Source organism: Amycolatopsis sp. NPDC101161, from assembly GCF_044768185.1.
Classification (GTDB): domain Bacteria; phylum Actinomycetota; class Actinomycetes; order Mycobacteriales; family Pseudonocardiaceae; genus Amycolatopsis.
The window spans coordinates 52434-69035 of sequence record NZ_JBIWPI010000006.1 but is presented as its reverse complement, the minus strand read 5'-3'; the positions used below and the strand labels follow the sequence as shown (position 1 = coordinate 69035).

The 16602-nt window shown below is 71.8% G+C and carries 14 protein-coding genes; 8 read left to right on the top strand and 6 right to left on the bottom strand.

Going from position 1 to position 16602, the window contains the following annotated elements; all coding sequences use genetic code 11:
* Window positions 1-53: 53 nt before the first annotated feature.
* From ACIRSS_RS38840 to ACIRSS_RS38830, 3 genes are read left to right on the top strand one after another with little or no spacing between them, the layout of a single operon-like run.
* Window positions 54-1568, top strand: coding sequence for an FAD-binding oxidoreductase (locus tag ACIRSS_RS38840; protein ID WP_400904166.1), 1515 nt, complete (start codon window positions 54-56; stop codon window positions 1566-1568).
* Between the two features lie 40 nt (window positions 1569-1608).
* Window positions 1609-3012 carry an FAD-dependent oxidoreductase gene (locus ACIRSS_RS38835; RefSeq protein WP_400904165.1) on the top strand — a complete coding sequence of 468 codons (1404 nt, stop codon included), beginning with the start codon at window positions 1609-1611 and terminating at the stop codon, window positions 3010-3012.
* Window positions 3013-3018: 6 nt separating this feature from the next.
* The gene (locus ACIRSS_RS38830) at window positions 3019-4203 is read left to right on the top strand and encodes an epoxide hydrolase family protein (RefSeq protein WP_400904164.1); all 1185 of its coding nucleotides are present in this window, start codon (window positions 3019-3021) and stop codon (window positions 4201-4203) included.
* A gap of 128 nt (window positions 4204-4331) precedes the next feature.
* Here the strand turns inward: ACIRSS_RS38830 and ACIRSS_RS38825 are convergent, their stop codons facing one another.
* Both ACIRSS_RS38825 and ACIRSS_RS38820 read right to left on the bottom strand, forming a co-directional pair.
* A complete protein-coding gene (locus ACIRSS_RS38825) occupies window positions 4332-5852 on the bottom strand; it encodes a methyltransferase domain-containing protein (protein ID WP_400904163.1) in 1521 nt (506 codons plus the stop codon).
* Between the two features lie 29 nt (window positions 5853-5881).
* On the bottom strand, window positions 5882-6613 hold the full coding sequence (locus ACIRSS_RS38820) for a DUF2306 domain-containing protein (RefSeq protein ID WP_400904162.1): 732 nt from the start codon (window positions 6611-6613) through the stop codon (window positions 5882-5884).
* Between the two features lie 238 nt (window positions 6614-6851).
* Here ACIRSS_RS38820 and ACIRSS_RS38815 point away from each other — a divergent pair, with 238 nt between their 5' ends.
* From ACIRSS_RS38815 to ACIRSS_RS38800, 4 genes are all read left to right on the top strand, one after another.
* The gene (locus ACIRSS_RS38815) at window positions 6852-8363 is read left to right on the top strand and encodes a multicopper oxidase family protein (RefSeq protein ID WP_400904160.1); all 1512 of its coding nucleotides are present in this window, start codon (window positions 6852-6854) and stop codon (window positions 8361-8363) included.
* A gap of 65 nt (window positions 8364-8428) precedes the next feature.
* A complete protein-coding gene (locus ACIRSS_RS38810) occupies window positions 8429-10003 on the top strand; it encodes a 4-hydroxyphenylacetate 3-hydroxylase family protein (protein ID WP_400904159.1) in 1575 nt (524 codons plus the stop codon).
* Window positions 10004-10025: 22 nt separating this feature from the next.
* Window positions 10026-10799, top strand: a complete 774-nt coding sequence (locus ACIRSS_RS38805; protein WP_400904156.1) for an SDR family oxidoreductase — start codon at window positions 10026-10028, stop codon at window positions 10797-10799.
* Between the two features lie 81 nt (window positions 10800-10880).
* Window positions 10881-12467, top strand: a complete 1587-nt coding sequence (locus tag ACIRSS_RS38800) for a PQQ-binding-like beta-propeller repeat protein (protein ID WP_400904154.1) — start codon at window positions 10881-10883, stop codon at window positions 12465-12467.
* Between the two features lie 65 nt (window positions 12468-12532).
* On the opposite strand, the gene aroF is transcribed toward ACIRSS_RS38800, so the two are convergent.
* The gene (aroF, locus tag ACIRSS_RS38795) at window positions 12533-13567 is read right to left on the bottom strand and encodes a 3-deoxy-7-phosphoheptulonate synthase (RefSeq protein ID WP_400904152.1); all 1035 of its coding nucleotides are present in this window, start codon (window positions 13565-13567) and stop codon (window positions 12533-12535) included.
* Window positions 13568-13826: 259 nt separating this feature from the next.
* Here aroF and ACIRSS_RS38790 point away from each other — a divergent pair, with 259 nt between their 5' ends.
* On the top strand, window positions 13827-14246 hold the full coding sequence (locus ACIRSS_RS38790) for an SgcJ/EcaC family oxidoreductase (protein WP_400904150.1): 420 nt from the start codon (window positions 13827-13829) through the stop codon (window positions 14244-14246).
* A 53-nt stretch (window positions 14247-14299) separates the two neighbouring features.
* Here the strand turns inward: ACIRSS_RS38790 and ACIRSS_RS38785 are convergent, their stop codons facing one another.
* From ACIRSS_RS38785 to ACIRSS_RS38775, 3 genes are read right to left on the bottom strand one after another with little or no spacing between them, the layout of a single operon-like run.
* Window positions 14300-14848: a carboxymuconolactone decarboxylase family protein gene (locus tag ACIRSS_RS38785; RefSeq protein ID WP_400904148.1), complete on the bottom strand. Its 549-nt coding sequence runs from the start codon at window positions 14846-14848 to the stop codon at window positions 14300-14302.
* Window positions 14820-15278 carry a DUF6187 family protein gene (locus ACIRSS_RS38780; protein WP_400904147.1) on the bottom strand — a complete coding sequence of 153 codons (459 nt, stop codon included), beginning with the start codon at window positions 15276-15278 and terminating at the stop codon, window positions 14820-14822. Before ACIRSS_RS38780 ends, ACIRSS_RS38785 begins: the two co-directional genes overlap by 29 nt.
* Window positions 15271-16599: an FAD-dependent oxidoreductase gene (locus ACIRSS_RS38775; RefSeq protein WP_400904146.1), complete on the bottom strand. Its 1329-nt coding sequence runs from the start codon at window positions 16597-16599 to the stop codon at window positions 15271-15273. The genes ACIRSS_RS38780 and ACIRSS_RS38775 overlap by 8 nt, the downstream gene beginning before the upstream one ends.
* Between the last annotated feature and the right edge of the window lie 3 nt (window positions 16600-16602).

Sequence of the window (16602 nt, the reverse complement as noted above, 5' to 3'; positions counted from 1 at the left end):
GCGGGCCCCCGCATGTGACGGTCATACCCGTACGTCCGCTATGGAGGAACGAGATGACCGAGCAGTTCCCGGCCTTCGGGCCGGTCACCGTCACCCCGGCCGACCCGCGCTACGAGAACCTGGTGGAGAGCTACAACCACCGGTTCGCCGGCAAACCGGACTACGTCCGCCTGGTCGGCTCCACCGAGCAGGTCGTCGCGGCCGTGCAGGAGGCCGTCGACGCCGGCAAGCGCCTCGCGGTGCGCAGCGGCGGGCACTGCTTCGAGGACTTCACCTCCTCGCCCGAGGTGCAGGTGCTGCTCGACCTGTCCCGGCTGAACGCCGTGTACTACGACGAGTCCCGCCGCGCGTTCGCCGTCGAGGGCGGCGCGACGCTCGGGCACGTCTACCGCGTCCTCTACAGCGGCTGGGGCGTCACGATCCCGGCGGGCACGTGCTTCGAGGTCGGCGTCGGCGGCCACATCTCCGGCGGCGGCTACGGCCACCTCTCGCGGCGCGACGGCCTCGTCGTCGACCACCTCTACGCGGTCGAGGTCGTCGTCGTGGACGAGGACGGGAAGGCGTCCGCCGTCGTCGCCACGCGCGAGGAGGACGACCCGCACCGCGACCTCTGGTGGGCGCACACCGGCGGCGGGGGCGGCAACTTCGGCGTCGTGACGCGGTTCTGGCTGCGCTCCCCCGGCGCGGACTCCGACGACCCGGCGCAGCTGCTGCCGAAGGCGCCGCGCGCGATGCGCCGCCAGGCCGTGGTGTGGCCGTGGCCGGCGTTCACGCCCGAGTCGTTCAAGCGGGTGCTGCGCAACTACTGCGCCTGGTACGAGCGCAACAGCGACCCCGGCTCGCCGTACGAGTCGTTGTGGAGCAACCTGATCATCACGCACCAGGACGGCGGCATCTTCACCGTCACCGCGGTGCTGGACGAGGACGTGCCCGACTCCGAGCAGCTGCTGGCCGCGTGGTTCGCGGCGCTGACCGAGGGCGTCGACGTCGAGCCGGTCGTGAACGACGTCGCCGTGCTGCCGTGGTTCAGCACCTGGATGCCGTCCTACAGCTGGCCGAACGACCCCAACGGGCGCTACAAGAACAAGGCCGGCTACCTGCGCAAGGGGTTCACCGAGCACCAGCTCGACGCGATCCACCGGCACCTGACGGTCGAGGGCGGCACCGCGGGCGGCTGCCTGGTCGTCACCGGGTTCGGTGGGCAGGTCAACGCCGTCGCCCCGGACGCGACCGCGATCCCGCAGCGCGACTCGATCCTCAAGGCGTCGATCAGCACCGGCATGTGGCTCTCGCCCGACGAGGACGAGGCGAACCTGGCCTGGGTGCAGGCGTACTACCAGGACGTCTACGCCGAGTCCGGCGGCGTCCCGGTGCCCGGCGAGGTCAACGACGGCTCGTACATCAGCTACCCGGACGTCGACCTCGCCGACCCGGCGCAGAACACCTCCGGCGTGCCGTGGTCCACCTTGTACTACAAGGACAACTACCCGCGCCTGCAGGACGTCAAGCGCCGCTACGACCCCCGCGACGTGTTCCGGCACGCGCTCTCGATCCGGCTCCCGGACTGACCGGCGCCGTCTCCCCACCCACCGGAGAAAGGGACGAACGATGTCCAGCAACAGTGCCGCGGGAGGTGACCGCGCAGTCGTCCTCGGTGCGAGCATGGCCGGCCTCCTGGCCGCCCGCGTGCTCTCCGAGACCTACGCCGAAGTGGTCCTCGTCGACCGCGACAAGCTGACCGGCGAGACCACCTACCGCCGCGGGGTGCCCCACGGCAGGCACGCGCACGGCCTGGTGGCCCGCGGGCAGCAGATCCTCGAGGGCCACTTCCCCGGCCTCAAGGACGAGCTGTCCGAGGCCGGGGTCAAGTGCGGGGACTTCAGCTCCGACGTCCACTGGATCTTCAACGGGCGGCGGATGAAGCCGGCACCGTCCGGTTTGGACTGCGTCCCCGCGATCCGGCCGCTGCTGGAGTACCACGTGCGCAAGCGCGTGCAGGCGATCCCGAACGTCGTCTTCCTGGACCGCCACGACATCCTCGGGCTTGAGTCCACAGAGGACGGCGCCCGGATCACCGGCGCGCGCGTGCAGGCGCACGGCGGCGACGGCCCGACGGTGTTCCCCGCCGACCTCGTCGTCGACACCACCGGCAAGGGCTCGCGCACGCCGCTGTGGCTGGCCGAGCTGGGCTACGACAAGCCGGTGGAGGAGCGCGTCAAGATCGACCTCGCCTACACCACGCGCCACTACCGGCTGCCGGCCGACCCGTTCGGCACGGACCTGGCGATCATCCCGGCGGCCACGCCGGAGACCCCGCGCGGCGCGTTCTTCCACCGGATGCCGGGCGGCGGCGGGCGCGTCGAGCTGTCGCTCACCGGCGTCCTCGGCGACCACCCGCCGACCGACGCCGAGGGCTTCACCGCGTACGTGAAGTCGTTGCCCATCCCGGACATCCACGACGCGATCTCGACCGGCGTGCCGCTGGACGACCCGGTGACGTTCCGGTACCCGGCGAGCATCTGGAAGCACTACGAGAAGCTGCGCCGGTTCCCCGCCGGGCTGCTCGTGATGGGCGACGCCGTCTGCAGCTTCAACCCGATCTACGCGCAGGGCATGACGGTCGCCGCACTCGAGTCGCTGGTGCTGCAGCAGCACCTGCGGCGCGACCCGGTGCCGGCCGCGCGGCCGTTCTTCAAGGAGATCGCGAAGAAGATCGCGGGCGCGTGGTCGGTGTCGGCGGGCGGCGACATGGGGTACGCCGGCGCGGAGGGCCGCAAGGGGCTGATGACCGACTTCGTCAACCGCTACGTCGCGCGGCTGCAGGAGGCGGCGGTCGAGGACTCGGTGCTCACCAACGCGTTCATCCGCGTGGCCGGGCTGATCGACCCGCCGCAGTCGCTCCTGAAGCCGAAGTACGCGCTGCGGGTGCTCCGGCACCGCCGGCGCCCGCAAGCCGTCCTCCCGCCCGCGGCCGAGCCGCCGGCCCCCCAGGCCCGCGACCTCGCGGCCTGACCGACGATGCCAGACAAGGATGGGGAACCAGTGGCCGAGATCAGACCGTTCAAGATCGACATCCCGCAGGACGCGCTCGACGACCTGCACCGGCGGATCGACGACACGCGCTGGCCGTCGGAGCTGCCGGGCGTCGGCTGGGACCGCGGTGTCCCGGTCGGTTACCTGAAGGAGCTGACGAAGTACTGGCGCCACGAGTTCGACTGGCGCCTGGCCGAGCAGCGGCTCAACGACATCCCGCAGTTCATGACGACGATCGACGGCGTCAACGTGCACTTCCTGCACGCCCGCTCGCCGGAGCCGAACGCGCGCCCGCTGATCATCACGCACGGCTGGCCGGGCTCGGTGGCCGAGTTCCTCGACGTCGTCGGGCCGCTGACCAACCCGGCGGCGTACGGCGGCGACCCGGCGGACGCGTTCCACGTCGTCATCCCGTCGGTGCCGGGCTACGGCTTCTCGGGCCCGACGGGCGCGATCGGCTGGGACGTGCCGCGGATCTCCCGGGCGTGGGCGAAGCTGATGCGCGCGCTCGGCTACCACCGCTACATCGCCCAGGGCGGCGACTGGGGCATGCCGATCTCGCTGCACCTGGGTCTCGCCGACCCGGCGCACGTGGCGGGCGTGCACGTCAACATGTTCGTGACGTTCCCCCCGGACGACCCGGCGGCGTTCGCCGGCCTCGACCACGCGGAGCGCGCGCGCCTGGAGTTCGCGGCCCACTTCGAGCAGGACAAGGCGGGCTGGCGGCACATCCAGTCGACCCGGCCGCAGACGCTGTCGTACGCGCTGACGGACTCGCCGGTCGGGCAGCTGGCGTGGATCGTCGAGAAGTTCAAGGAGTGGACGGACTCGGACAACGTCCCCGAGGACGCGGTGGACCGGGACCTGCTGCTGACGATCGTCTCGATCTACTGGCTGACGGCGACGGCGGGCTCCAGCGCCCAGCTGTACTACGAGTCCAACCGGCTGGACTTCGCGAAGACGTGGGGCGGCCCGTGGGACCTGGCGGCCCCGGTCGGAGTGGCGTACTTCCCGGCCGACGCGGTACGGCCGGTGCGGCGGTTCGCGGAGTCGATCCTGCCGACGCTGAGCCGCTGGACGGAGTTCGACCGCGGCGGCCACTTCGCGACGATGGAGCAGCCGGATCTGCTGGTCGACGACCTGCGGGCGTTCGCTCGTACGTTGGGCTGATCCCGGTTCGGAGGGGGCCTTCCCGCCTTTGCGGCGGGGAGGCCCCTTTCGCTGTGCCGCTTCGAGTCCCGGAACACCGAAAGGCCCCCTGCCGCCGAAGCGGCAGGGGGCCTCCGAGATCTCCGGACCTAAGCCGGCTTCTCCGCCGTCACGAAGATGAACGAGCCCGGGCCCGACTCGTCCCGGACCACCAGCCCGGCCGCCTCCACCCACGATCGCACCAAAGCCCTGCTGAACAACGGCATCCCGCCGTCGGGGAACCCCGGACCGCGGAACGTCGACTGGTAATAGGCCAGCACCGGGTCCGAAGCCGAACCGAACGTCAGCAGCGTGAACGTCCCGCCCGGCTTCAGCACCCGGCCGGCCTCGGCGATCGCCTGGGCCGGGTCCGGCATCGCCTGCAGCGCGTTCCAGCAGTTGACCCCGCCGAACGACGCGTCCGCGAACGGGAGGTCGAGCGCCGACGCCTGGACCGCGCACACCTCCGGCAGCCTTCCGCGCAGCCAGCTCAGCATCGTCGGGTTCAGGTCCAGCGCCACCAGGCGGTCCGGGCCCAGGAGCTCGGCCAGCACCGCCGTCCAGCGGCCCGCGCCCGCCGCCAGGTCGAGGACCGTGCCGTCGACCGAGCTCAACCGGGCGGCCAGGTACTCGTCCTCGTCCGCCGGCGTGACCTGGCCGCCCCAGTTCGTGCCCATCAGGCGCAGGAAGCCCGGCCGCAGGACCTCTTCGTAGTACAGGCCGATGCTGTTCATCGCCGCCGCGTTGCTCAGGACGTCGTCCGGGTCGTCGGCCGCGACCGGGCGGGTCGGGTCGGCGGTGAAGTCCAGCACGCCCCGGGCCAGCGGGTACGTTCCCGGGCAGACCGGGCAGTGCGCACCCGAGGGCTGCGCCGCAAGCGGTCCGTGGCACACCGGGCAGCGCAGCACCGGCGCGTGCCGCGTGATCCCCGCCAGGCCGTCGTCCGACGCCTCGACCGGGACGGCGGCGCGCAGCGGGTTCGTGTCCGCCGCCACCACCGGCGTGCCGGCCAGCTGCGCCCAGTACGCGTGCGCGCCGGCGTAGCCCAGCACCATCTTCGTGTCGCCGTCCCAGGTCGCCTTCGCCTGCGCGTCGGGCAGTTCGGCGACCCAGCGGCGGTCGAACTCGCGCTCGGCGTCGGTCAGCGCCCACTCCGCCGGTGACGGCCAGACCCGGCCCAGCACCAGGTTTTCCCGGTCGTACGGCTCGAGGCAGCGCTCGAGGCGGCTGCGGTCCTCGGCCGTCAGGTTCCGGTGCGCGACGGCCGCGAGGATCCGCTCCGAGTCGGCCGGGAAGTGCGCCACCAGGTACAGCAGGCCCAGCGCCACCGGCTCGCCGTCGGCGTGGCGGTCCAGGACGTCGAGGTAGGTGTCCAGGCCCTTGGCGACCTGCGTGAAGACCTCGGTGCCGAGCCCGTGCTCCTCGGCCAGCAGCCCGAGCAGCACCGCGAGCCGGCCCGCGCGGGCGTCGTCGGCCACCGCGAGCAGGTCGACGAACTCCGGGACGAGGTCGGCGGCGAGGGCAGCGTCGTGCCACACGCGCGCGGTGAGGTCCGCGAACTCGGCGTCGAGCCGGTCCGGGGCCGCGGCCGCGAACCCGGCGAGCGCCGCCGGGACGTCGGGGTTGGTCATGTGCGTCCTTTCACCGAGGGGCGGGAAGGTCAGGCCGCGGCGCGCAGCGTCTCCGGCTGCCCGCGCCGCGCCTTCTTGCGCGAACCGCGCTCCCACGCCCACTGCGCGACGAGCACGTTGAGCACCCACAGCCACGACGACAGCTCGAGGAACACCATGATGTCGATCTGCACACCGATCTGGATGCCGAACAGCGGCAGCACCAGACCCAGCACGCGGCCCCACGACGTGCCGAGCGCGAGCGCGAAGCTGTAGTACATCCAGCGGCGGTGTTCGGCGTAGCGGTGCTTGCTCTGCTTGCGGAACCCGACGAGCGTCACCGCGATCCAGCCGACGGACATGGCGAACAGGCCGACGCCGCCGGTCGGGGCGGCCGAGAACGGCAGCAGCACCAGGCCGAGCAGGGCGCTCGGCAGCACGCCACCGTAGAGGTAGACGTAGCCGCTGATCTTGTGCACCTTGCGGTTGCGCCCGCGCAGTGCCGGCATCACCTGCAGCAGCAACGTGATCATCGCGATGTTGCCGAAGATCGCGTGCAGCGCGACGGTCGGGAAGTGCAGCGCGAAGCCCGGGTCCGGCGGGATCCGCGACTGCGCCGGGTCGAAGCTGAGGTAGCGCGGCAACGCGTAGAGCGCGTTGAACACGACCAGGGCCAGCGTCGCGAGGACCCACGGGTTGAGCACGGTGCGGCGCCACGAGAGCGCGGACTTGCCGCGGGTCGGGAGTTTCCGGACGGAATCGCCGGCCAGGTTCTGCGTCACGACGGATTCCTGCCTTCCTACTTGAAGATCCACTGTGGATCGGCGGAGCGACCGCCGGGCGCGGAGTACCCGAGGAGCGTCACACCGGCGCGCCGCGGCGGGCACCTCCCGACGTGCGATGTTCCTTCGTGCCAGGGAATTCCACTGCGCACGGCGCGAGAAGTACCCCGGGCGCACCGGTGCGAGGATCGGGCAGGCCGAGACCTCGACGTCCGCACGCCACTGGGGAGAACCAAGAATGCTGAACAGAAGACGCATGCTCGCGCTGGGCGGCCTCACCGTCGGCGGCGCGGTCGGCGGGCTGTTGCTGCCCAAGGGATCCCCGGGTGGCACCGCCGCGGCACCCGCGGTGACCGACGCGGTGCGCCCGCTGACCCAGCACAAGATGGACGGCATGCCGATGGGCGGGCTCGACGTCTCCGGTCCGTCGGCCGAGTCGCTCGCCGCGGTCGCGCCGCCGGTCACGCCGTTCTCCGTGCCGATGCCGGTCCCGTCCCAGCTGCGCCCCTACCTGCGCGACGCCGCCGCCGACTACTACCGCCTGAGCGTCCAGCCGTCCGACGTCGAGATCTTCCCGGGCCTGCGCACGCCGGCGCTCACCTACGGCGGCACGTTCCTCGGCCCGACGATCCGCGCGCGCACCGGCCGGACGACCAAGGTCACGATCACCAACCGGCTCGCCGACGACACCAACGTGCACCTGCACGGCGGGCACACGCCGGTCGCCAGCGACGGCTACCCGATGGACGTCATCGCGCCCGGGCAGGCCTACACCTACGAGTACCCGAACAACCAGCAGGGCGCGACGCTCTGGTACCACGACCACGTGATGGGCCTCGAGTCCGACCACGTCTACCGCGGCCTGCACGGGTTCTACCTCATCGACGACCCCGCCGAGGCGTCGCTCGGGCTGCCCTCGGGCGAGTTCGACGTGCCGATCATGCTGCGCGACGCGCACTTCGACGAGAAGGGCGCGTTCGTCTTCGACATCCCGCGCGGCACGATCCTGGCCAACGGCAAGGTCCAGCCGTACTTCCAGGTGGCCGCGCGCAAGTACCGCTTCCGGCTGCTGAACGGCGCCAACGAGCGGATGCTGCAGCTCAACCTCGGCGGCGCGCAGCTGCTCCGGATCGCCTCCGACGGCGGGCTGCTGCCGGCCCCCGTGGCGGAAACCGAGCTGTCGCTGGCTTCGGCCGAGCGCACCGAGTTCGTCGTGGACTTCTCGCGCTACAAGGTCGGCACGCAGCTGGTGCTCTCGGACGCGACCGCGGGCCCGGTGCTGCGCTTCGACGTCGTGCGCAGCGCGCCGGACTTCAGCCGCGTGCCGGACCGGCTGCGCGCGCTGCCCGCGTTGACGAAGGCGAGCGTCACCCGCGAGCTGGTGCTGAGCTTCGACCTCACCGGCGTCCCGCTGGGCCTGATCAACGGCAAGCCGTTCGACCCCAACCGGATCGACTTCCAGGTCAAGCGGGGCAGCACGGAGATCTGGAAGATCACCAACGGCGACACCGCGCACCCGATCGACCACACCTTCCACTGCCACCTGGTGCAGTTCCGGGTCCTCGAACGCGAGGGCGCGCCGCTGCTGCCGCAGGACGCCGGCCGCAAGGACACCGTGTTCCTCGGGTCGGGCAAGTCGGTCACCGTCCAGGCCACCTTCACCGACTTCCTCGGGAAGTACCTGTACCACTGCCATTTCCTCGAGCACTCCACCAGCGGGATGATGGGGCAGTTCGAGATCGTCGCCTGACGGTCCCGGAAACCCCCGTCGCGCAACGCATTCCGACTCCGCCACGAGAAGAGGGTCCAGCCGCGATGGTCGATCAGCAGGGCACCGAGACGGGTTCCGCGAACCAGGCCGCCACCCGTCCGCTGACCGGTGCCGAGTACGTGGAGAGCCTGCGCGACGGCCGGGAGATCTACCTCTACGGCGAACGGATCAAGGATCCGGTGGCGCACCCGGCGTTCCACAACCCGATCCGGATGACCGCGCGGCTGTACGACGCGCTGCACGACCCGAAGCACCAGGACGTCCTCACCAAGCCGGTCGACGGCGGCGGCACCGGGTACACGCACCGGTTCTTCACCACGCCGAAGACGGTCGAGGACCTCGTCGGGGACCAGAAGGCGATCGCCGCGTGGGCGCGGATGAGCTACGGCTGGATGGGCCGCAGCCCGGACTACAAGGCGTCCTTCCTCGGCACGCTGGGCGCGAACGCGGACTTCTACGGGGAGTTCGCGCCCAACGCCCGCCGCTGGTACCGGGAGTCGCAGGAGAAGGTGCTCTTCTGGAACCACGCGATCGTGCACCCGCCGGTCGACCGGAGCCGGCCGCCGGACGAGGTGTCCGACGTCTTCGTGCACGTCGAGCGCGAGACCGACTCGGGCGTGATCGTCAGCGGCGCCAAGGTCGTCGCGACCGGGTCGGCGCTGACGCACTACAACTTCATCGCCCACTACGGCCTGCCGATCAAGCGCAAGGAGTTCGCGCTCGTCGCCACCGTGCCGATGGACGCGCCGGGCATGAAGCTCATCTGCCGCCCGTCCTACACGCAGGCGGCGGCGACGATGGGGCGTCCGTTCGACTACCCGCTCTCGTCGCGACTGGACGAGAACGACACGATCCTGGTGCTGGACAAGGTGCTGATCCCCTGGGAGAACATCTTCGTCTACGGCGACATCGGCAAGGTGCGGCTGTTCTCCGGGCAGTCGGGGTTCATCGAGCGCTTCACCTTCCACGGCTGCACGCGGCTGGCGGTCAAGCTCGAGTTCATCGCCGGGCTGCTGCTCAAGGCGCTGGAGATCACCGGCACCAAGGACTTCCGCGGTGTGCAGGCCCGGGCCGGCGAGGTGCTGGCCTGGCGCAACCTGTTCTGGGCGCTGTCGGACGCGTCCGCGCGCAACCCGGTGGCGTGGAAGAACGGCGCGCTGCTGCCGAACCCGCAGTACGGGCTGGCCTACCGCTGGTTCATGCAGCTGGGCTACCCGCGCATCCGCGAGATCATCCTGCAGGACGTCGCGAGCGGGCTGATCTACGTCAACTCCGGCGCGGACGACTTCGCCAACCCCGACGTCCGGCCCTACCTCGACAAGTACCTGCGCGGCTCGGACGGCGTCGAGGCGGTCGACCGGACCAAGCTGATGAAGCTGCTGTGGGACGCGGTCGGCACCGAGTTCGGCGGCCGCCACGAGCTCTACGAGCGCAACTACGCCGGCAACCACGAGAACACCCGCGTCGAGCTGCTGTTCTCGCAGCTCGCCGGCGGCGAGGTCGACGACTACAAGTCCTTTGTGGACGAATGCATGAACGAGTACGACCTGGACGGCTGGACGGTCCCGGACCTGTCGTCCTTCGACGAGCTGCGCCGGCCGAAGCCGTTCGCCGCCTGACCCTCGATCCAAGGAGCCCAGAGTGCTGGAGAACAAAGTCGTCGTCGTGTCCGGCGTGGGACCCGGTCTCGGCCGGTCGCTCGCGGTGCGCAGCGCCGCCAACGGCGCGGACGTCGTGCTGGCCGCGCGCAACGAAGAGCGGCTCGCCGAAGTCGCCCGCGAGGTCGAAGGGCTGGGCCGCAAGGCGCTCGTCGTGCCGACCGACATCACCGACGAAGCCTCGGCGCAGCACCTGGCCGACACCGCGCTCGAGACGTTCGGCCGGGTCGACGCGCTGGTGAACAACGCGTTCGCGGTGCCGCCGATGACGCCGCTGACCAGCGTCGACGTCGCCGACATCCGGCCCGGCTTCGAGACCAACGTCTTCGCGGCGTTGCGGCTGAGCCGGCTGTTCGCGCCGTCGCTGGCGGAGAACAAGGGCGCGATCGTGATGATCAGCTCGGTGGTCATCCGGCACTCGAAGCCGCCGTTCGGCGTCTACAAGATGGCCAAGGCCGCGCTGGTTTCCCTGGCGCAGAGCCTGTCCTCGGAACTGGGCCCGCAGGGCGTCCGGGTCAACACCGTCACGCCCGGCTACATCTGGGCGGACGCGCTGAAGGGCGGCTTCGCGTACATGGCCGAGCAGCGCGGCGTGCCCGCGCAGCAGGTCTACGACGAGGTCGCCGCCAACCTCGACCTGCGCCGGCTCGCGCTGCCCGACGAGGTCGCGAACGCCGTGCTGTTCCTGCTGTCCGACCTCGCGAGCGCCATCACCGGCCAGAACCTCGACGTCAACGGCGGCGAGTTCCACCACTGAGTTCCCGCACTGAGTTCCCGAAAAACGCACGAACCGCGCCCGGTCCCCCGAACGACCGGGCGCGGACGTAAGGAGGCAACGGTGTCCGACACCGACATCCGGCCGGTCCGCAAGCTCCGGCGCAGACGCCTGCGCACCGGGCTCGCCCTCGTCGCGCTCGCGGTGGTGTCCGGGATCGCCGGCACCGAGCCGACGGCGGCCGCGGACCGGCTCTCTTCGGAGAGCCTGGCCGCCTGGGGAGGGCGGCCGAGCCAGCCCTGGCTGGGGCACAACTACGACCTGGCCAACACCCGGGCGACCACGCGCACCGCGATCAACTCGCGCAACGTGGGCGACCTGAAGGTCAAGTGGCGCTACCCGCTTTCGGGCACGCCGACCTTCGCCGGGCTGATGGCGAGCAACCCGATCGTCGTCGACGGGGTGACCTACTTCGCCGACCTCAACTCCAACGTCTACGCGCTGGACTCGAAGACCGGCCGCGAGCTGTGGAAGCGGACGTTCAGCGACCCGAACGTCGGGCCCAACGGCGTCGCCTACGGCAAGGGCCTGATCGTCGCGACGACGTTCACCGGCGTCTTCGCCCTCGACGCCCGCACCGGCAAGACGGTGTGGACGCGGGAGCTGATCGACTCCGGCAAGGGCGGCGTCGACGTCGCCCCGCAGGTCTACGGCGACACGGTCGTGGTCAGTACGGCGCCGTCGACCTGGACCGAGTACGTGCCCGGCTCGATGGGCATCGTGTACGCGCTGAACGTCCGCACCGGCGCGGTGCAGTGGGAGTTCAACACGGTCAAGGACGGCGACCTCTGGGGCCACCCGGAGATCAACAGCGGCGGCGGCCTCTGGTACCCGCCCGCGATCGACGACGAGGGCCGCATCTTCCTCACCGTCGGCAACCCGGCGCCGTACCCGGGCACGCCCGAGTACCCCAACGGCAGCAGCCGGCCCGGCCCGGACCTGTACACCAACTCGCTGGTCACCTTGGACGCCCACACCGGGAAACTGCTGTGGTACCAGCAGGTCCTGCCGCACGACGTGCGCGACTACGACCTGCAGGACTCGCCGGTGGTCACGAAGGTGCGGCTGCAGGGCAAGCTGACCGAGGTGGTCATCGCCGCGGGGAAGATGGGCTCGGTGCACGCCTACCGGGCGTCGGACGGCAAGCCGCTGTGGTCGCTGCCGGTCGGCAAGCACCTCAACGACACCGGCCCGCTGCCGGTCGAGGTCACCGAGGTCTACCCCGGCACGTTCGGCGGGGTGGAGACGCCGATGGCGGTCTCCGACGGCACGCTGTTCGTCCCGTGGGTCGACCTGGCGACGCACCTGAGCGCGATCGAGCCGCTGCAGGCGTGGCCGGACCTGGCCTCGGGCAAGGGCGGCCTGCTGGCGGTCGACGTCGCGACCGGCCGGGTCAAGTGGACCCAGCCGCTGCCCCAGATGGCGTTCGGCGCGGCGACGGTCACGAACGACGTGGTGTTCACGAGCACGTTCGACGGCACGGTGTACGCGTTCGACGTCCGCACCGGCAAGCAGCTGTGGACGACGAAGACGGGCGCGGGCATCAACTCGTTCCCGGCGATCGACGGCAACACGGTGATCGTGACGGCGGCGGCCCCGGGCTTCACGGCGAACCCGGTGCCCGAGGTGATCGCGTACTCGCTCCCCTGATGCCCCGCCTCGATGAGAACGGCCCCCGGTGCGCGCACCGGGGGCCGTTCTTCGTGGTCTGTCCTTCAGCCGGCCAGCAGGCGGCGGTGCCACCACGTCGACGGGCGGCGGCCGACCACCGCCGTCAGGTCGTCCAGCTCCGCCGACAGCCGCCGCAGGTCCTCGGTCACCAGCGCCTGCGGGCCGTCGCACAGGGCCTCCTCCGGCTTCGGGTGCACGTCCACCAGCACGCCGTCCGCCCCCACCGCGATCGCGGCGCGGGACAGCGGCAGCACCAGGTCCCGGCGACCGCCCGAGTGGGACGGGTCGATCATCACCGGCAGGTGCGACAGCCGCTGGACCACCGGGACCGCCGAGATGTCGAGCGTGTTGCGCGTCGCCGTCTCGAACGTGCGGATGCCGCGCTCGCACAACACGATGTCGAGGTTGCCGCGCTGGGCGATGTACTCCGCCGCCATCAGCCACTCCTCGATCGTCGCGTTCATGCCGCGCTTGAGCAGCACCGGCTTGCCCGCCTCGCCCGCCGCCTGCAGCAGCCCGAAGTTCGACATGTTCCGGGTGCCGATCTGCAGCATGTCGGCGTACCGCGCGACCATCTCGACGTCGTGCGCGGCGACCACCTCGGTGACCACCGGCAGGCCGGTCTCGGCGCGGACGTCGGCCAGGATCTTCAGGCCCAGCTCTCCCAGGCCCTGGAAGGCGTACGGGGACGTGCGCGGCTTGTACGCGCCGCCGCGCAGGAGGACCGCGCCGGCGGACTGGGCCATCCGCGCCGCTTCCAGGGTCTGCTCCGGCGTCTCCACCGCGCACGGCCCCGCGATCAGCGTGACCGTGTCCGGGCCGATCGGCACCCCGCCGACGTACACAGTGGACCGTTCGGCGTGGTGCTCCCGGCTGACCAGCTTGTACTTGGCGGAGATCCGCGTGACGCTCTGCACGCCGGGCAGGCCGCCGAGGTTGAGCGTCTCGAACCGGTCGACGTCGCCGACCAGGCCGATGATCACCCGGCTCACCCCGCGGCTGACGAAGGCTTCCCCGCCGGCCGATTCCACCCGCTCCACGACCGCCTCGACGTCCTCGGCCGTGGCGTGCGTGGCCATGACGATCACCATGAGTCGACAACCCCTTCAGCGTTCCGGGCCGTGTCCGGCCGGCGGGCGCCGGTCGTGGTCCCGGTCACCTCATGATCCGGCCTGCCCGCGCATAGCCACGTCTCCACGGTTGCGCATCCGCTCGCGTGCGCAGTCGCCCGGAACCATTGCGGGACAACGGTTTCCCGCAACCGGCAGGTAGTCCGGCGGGGACCGCGGCACCTACTCTCGAAGGACTCGCGCCCACCGAGGGAGAGGGAATCCCGGTATGTCCACCAGCAATGGCACGTCCACCGTGGCCACCGAACAGGCCGCCGTCGCCGCCGTCCCGCAGCGGATCGTCGCGGCGTGGGCGGACAACGACGCCGACGCCTTCGCGAAGGCCTTCACCGAGGACGGCACCATGGCCCTCCCCGGCGGCGTCTTCGTCAAGGGCCGTGACGGCATCAAGGCGTTCATGGGCGCCGGGTACGCCGGCCCCTACAAGGGCACCCGCGTCTTCGGCGAGCCCGTCGACCTCAAGTTCCTGGGCGAGGAGGCGGCGGTCGTCATCACCCTCGGCGGCGTCCTCGCCCCGGGCGAGACCGAGGTCAGCCCGGCCCGCCAGGTGCGCGCCATCTGGGTGCTGGCCAAGCAGGACGGCGAATGGCTGATCGCCGCCTACCAGAACACCCCGATCGAGAACTGAACGCGCCGGAGGCCACCAGGACCGCGGTCCTGGTGGCCTCCGTCGTGTCCGGGTCAGGCGTCGGCGAGCAGGCCCGCCAGGCCCGCGTAGCCGCCTTCCTTGAGGCGCTCCCCCGACGTCACCGTGTAGGCCGCGTCGGCTTCGATGCCGAGTCCCTCGACCATCCGGTTCATGAAGTTGAACAGCGCGCAGACCAGGACGGCGTCGTGCAGCGCGCGCTCGTCCCAGCCGGCCGCGAACACGGCTTCGGCGTCGGCCTCGGTCATCCGCGACGGCGTCCGCGTCAGCTTGCCGACGTAGGCGAGCACCGGCTTGAGCTTCTCCTCGACCGGCGCCGAGTCCAGGTCGGCGACCGCCGCGGCGAGCACGCCTTCGGGGACGCCGAACGCTTCCGCCGTCACCGTGTGGATGCCGTGGCAGTAGCCGCAGGCGTTGACCCCCGACACGTACGCCGCGATCATCTCGCGCTCGCCGGGCGTGAACGGGGACTCGCCGCGCAGCAGCTCCTCGTGGAAGGCCAGCAGGTGCTTGGCGGGACCCGGGTAGGCCCGGAAGACCTGCAGCAGCGTCGTCTCAGCCGGCAGGGACTTCAGGTACGACATCGAAGGGTTCCTTTCCGTCCGCCAGCCCGGCGGCGAGCTGGTCGACCTCGGTGCCGCGCAGCGCGCACGCGGTCAGGTACGCGATCGTGCCCGCGCCGGCGCCGGGCACCGCCGCCGCGACGAGGTCCAGCCGGCGCTCCCATTCCCGCCGCAACGAACCCGGCGACGACGTCGACGGCGGGTCGCCGACCTGGTCGCGCAGGGCCAGCCAGTGCTCGCGGCCGGACTCCAGCAGGCCGCCGAGGCCGAACCGCGCCGAGCCGTGGCGGGCCTGGTCGACCACCTGCGTGACCAGGGCCGGGTCGTCGGCGAGCCGGGCGAGCGCGAGGCCGGCGAGCAGCCGGTCGGCGTCCAGGCCCAGCAGGATGATCCCGGCCTCGGTGGTGCCGGGCGCGTCGACGTCCGGCAGGGCGAACCGCGAGTCAGACACCGACGACCGCCTCGGCCGGCGCGGTGGCCACACCGCGCAGCTGTGCGGCGATCGCCGCGGCGACCCGGGTGGTGGCGACGCGGTGGCCGTCGATGTTGCGGGCGGCCGGGCCGAGCACCATCCCGGCGGCGGCCCCGACCACCGACACGCGCGACTCCCGGCGGTAGGACAGCGTGCGCTCGTCCAGGGACGGCCAGCCGTCGCGGGCGTCGACGAGCTCGTCGGGCAGCAGGCCGGTGCCGATCGACGGCGTCGTGCCCAGCGCGAGCACGACGTGGTCGCCCGCGACCCGCCGGCCGCTCTCCAGCCGCAGCACCACGCTCCCGCCGACCGCGGGCGCGATCTCCTTGACCGCTTCGCCGCGGTGCACGACCAGCCGGCCTTCGGCCTCGGCGCGCTCGAGCAGCGGCCGGAACTCGAACATGATCGACGCGCGCCGGAACCGGCCCATCAGCTCGAGCCGCTCGGCCCAGCCGACGCCGTCGAAGCGCTTGCGGCCCTCCGGCCGGAAGAAGGTGGAGTTGACGTCCGCGCACTGGTAGCGCTCGCCGGTCTCGCGCACCACCCAGTGCACCTCGCGCCCGGCTTCGAGGGCGCCGGTGATCAGGTGGGCCGCGGTGAGCCCGGCGCCGACGACCACCTGGCAGCGCGCGCCCGCCGGCACCGATTCGTCCCAAAAGGACACTCCGCGTGGCGGGTGGCCGCCGCCCCACCAGGTTTCCGGCGCGGGCCGGCGTTCCTCGCCGGGGCACAGCACGACGTGGCGGGCGGCGACGGAGAAGCGGTCGGTGTGCACGGTGACGGCTTCGGGGGTGGGCACGACCTCGCGCACGGTCGCCTGCCAGGTCTTCTCCCCCACGTGGTGGGTGGTGACCAGGTGCGCGCAGTAGGCGTCGAAGACGTCGACCGGGACGACCGAGCGGTGCCCGGACTGCGACATCCGGATCTCGCGGCGCTCGGTGGGCGTCAGCCGGCCCCAGTGCAGCCGCGCGAAGTCGAGCAGCTCGCAGTCGCGGAATCCCTCGACGCCGGGGTGGTGCTCGTAGGGCGAGCGCAGCACGCGCTGGCCCAGCAGGTCGATCCGGCCGAAGAACCGCCCGCACGGGCGGCCGGTGCGGTCCACGACGACGACGTCGGGTACGCCGTGGTGCCACAGGGCGGAGGCGACGGCGAGGCCGGCCGGGCCGGCCCCGACGATCACGACGTCCGCGGCCGGCGCGGGCGACGCCCCCCGCGCCGGGGACGGTGGCGCGGGCGGGCGGGGCCAGGCGCGGCCACGCGGCGAGTCGAGCAGGTGCGGCTCCGGTACGAACGTGATCACTGC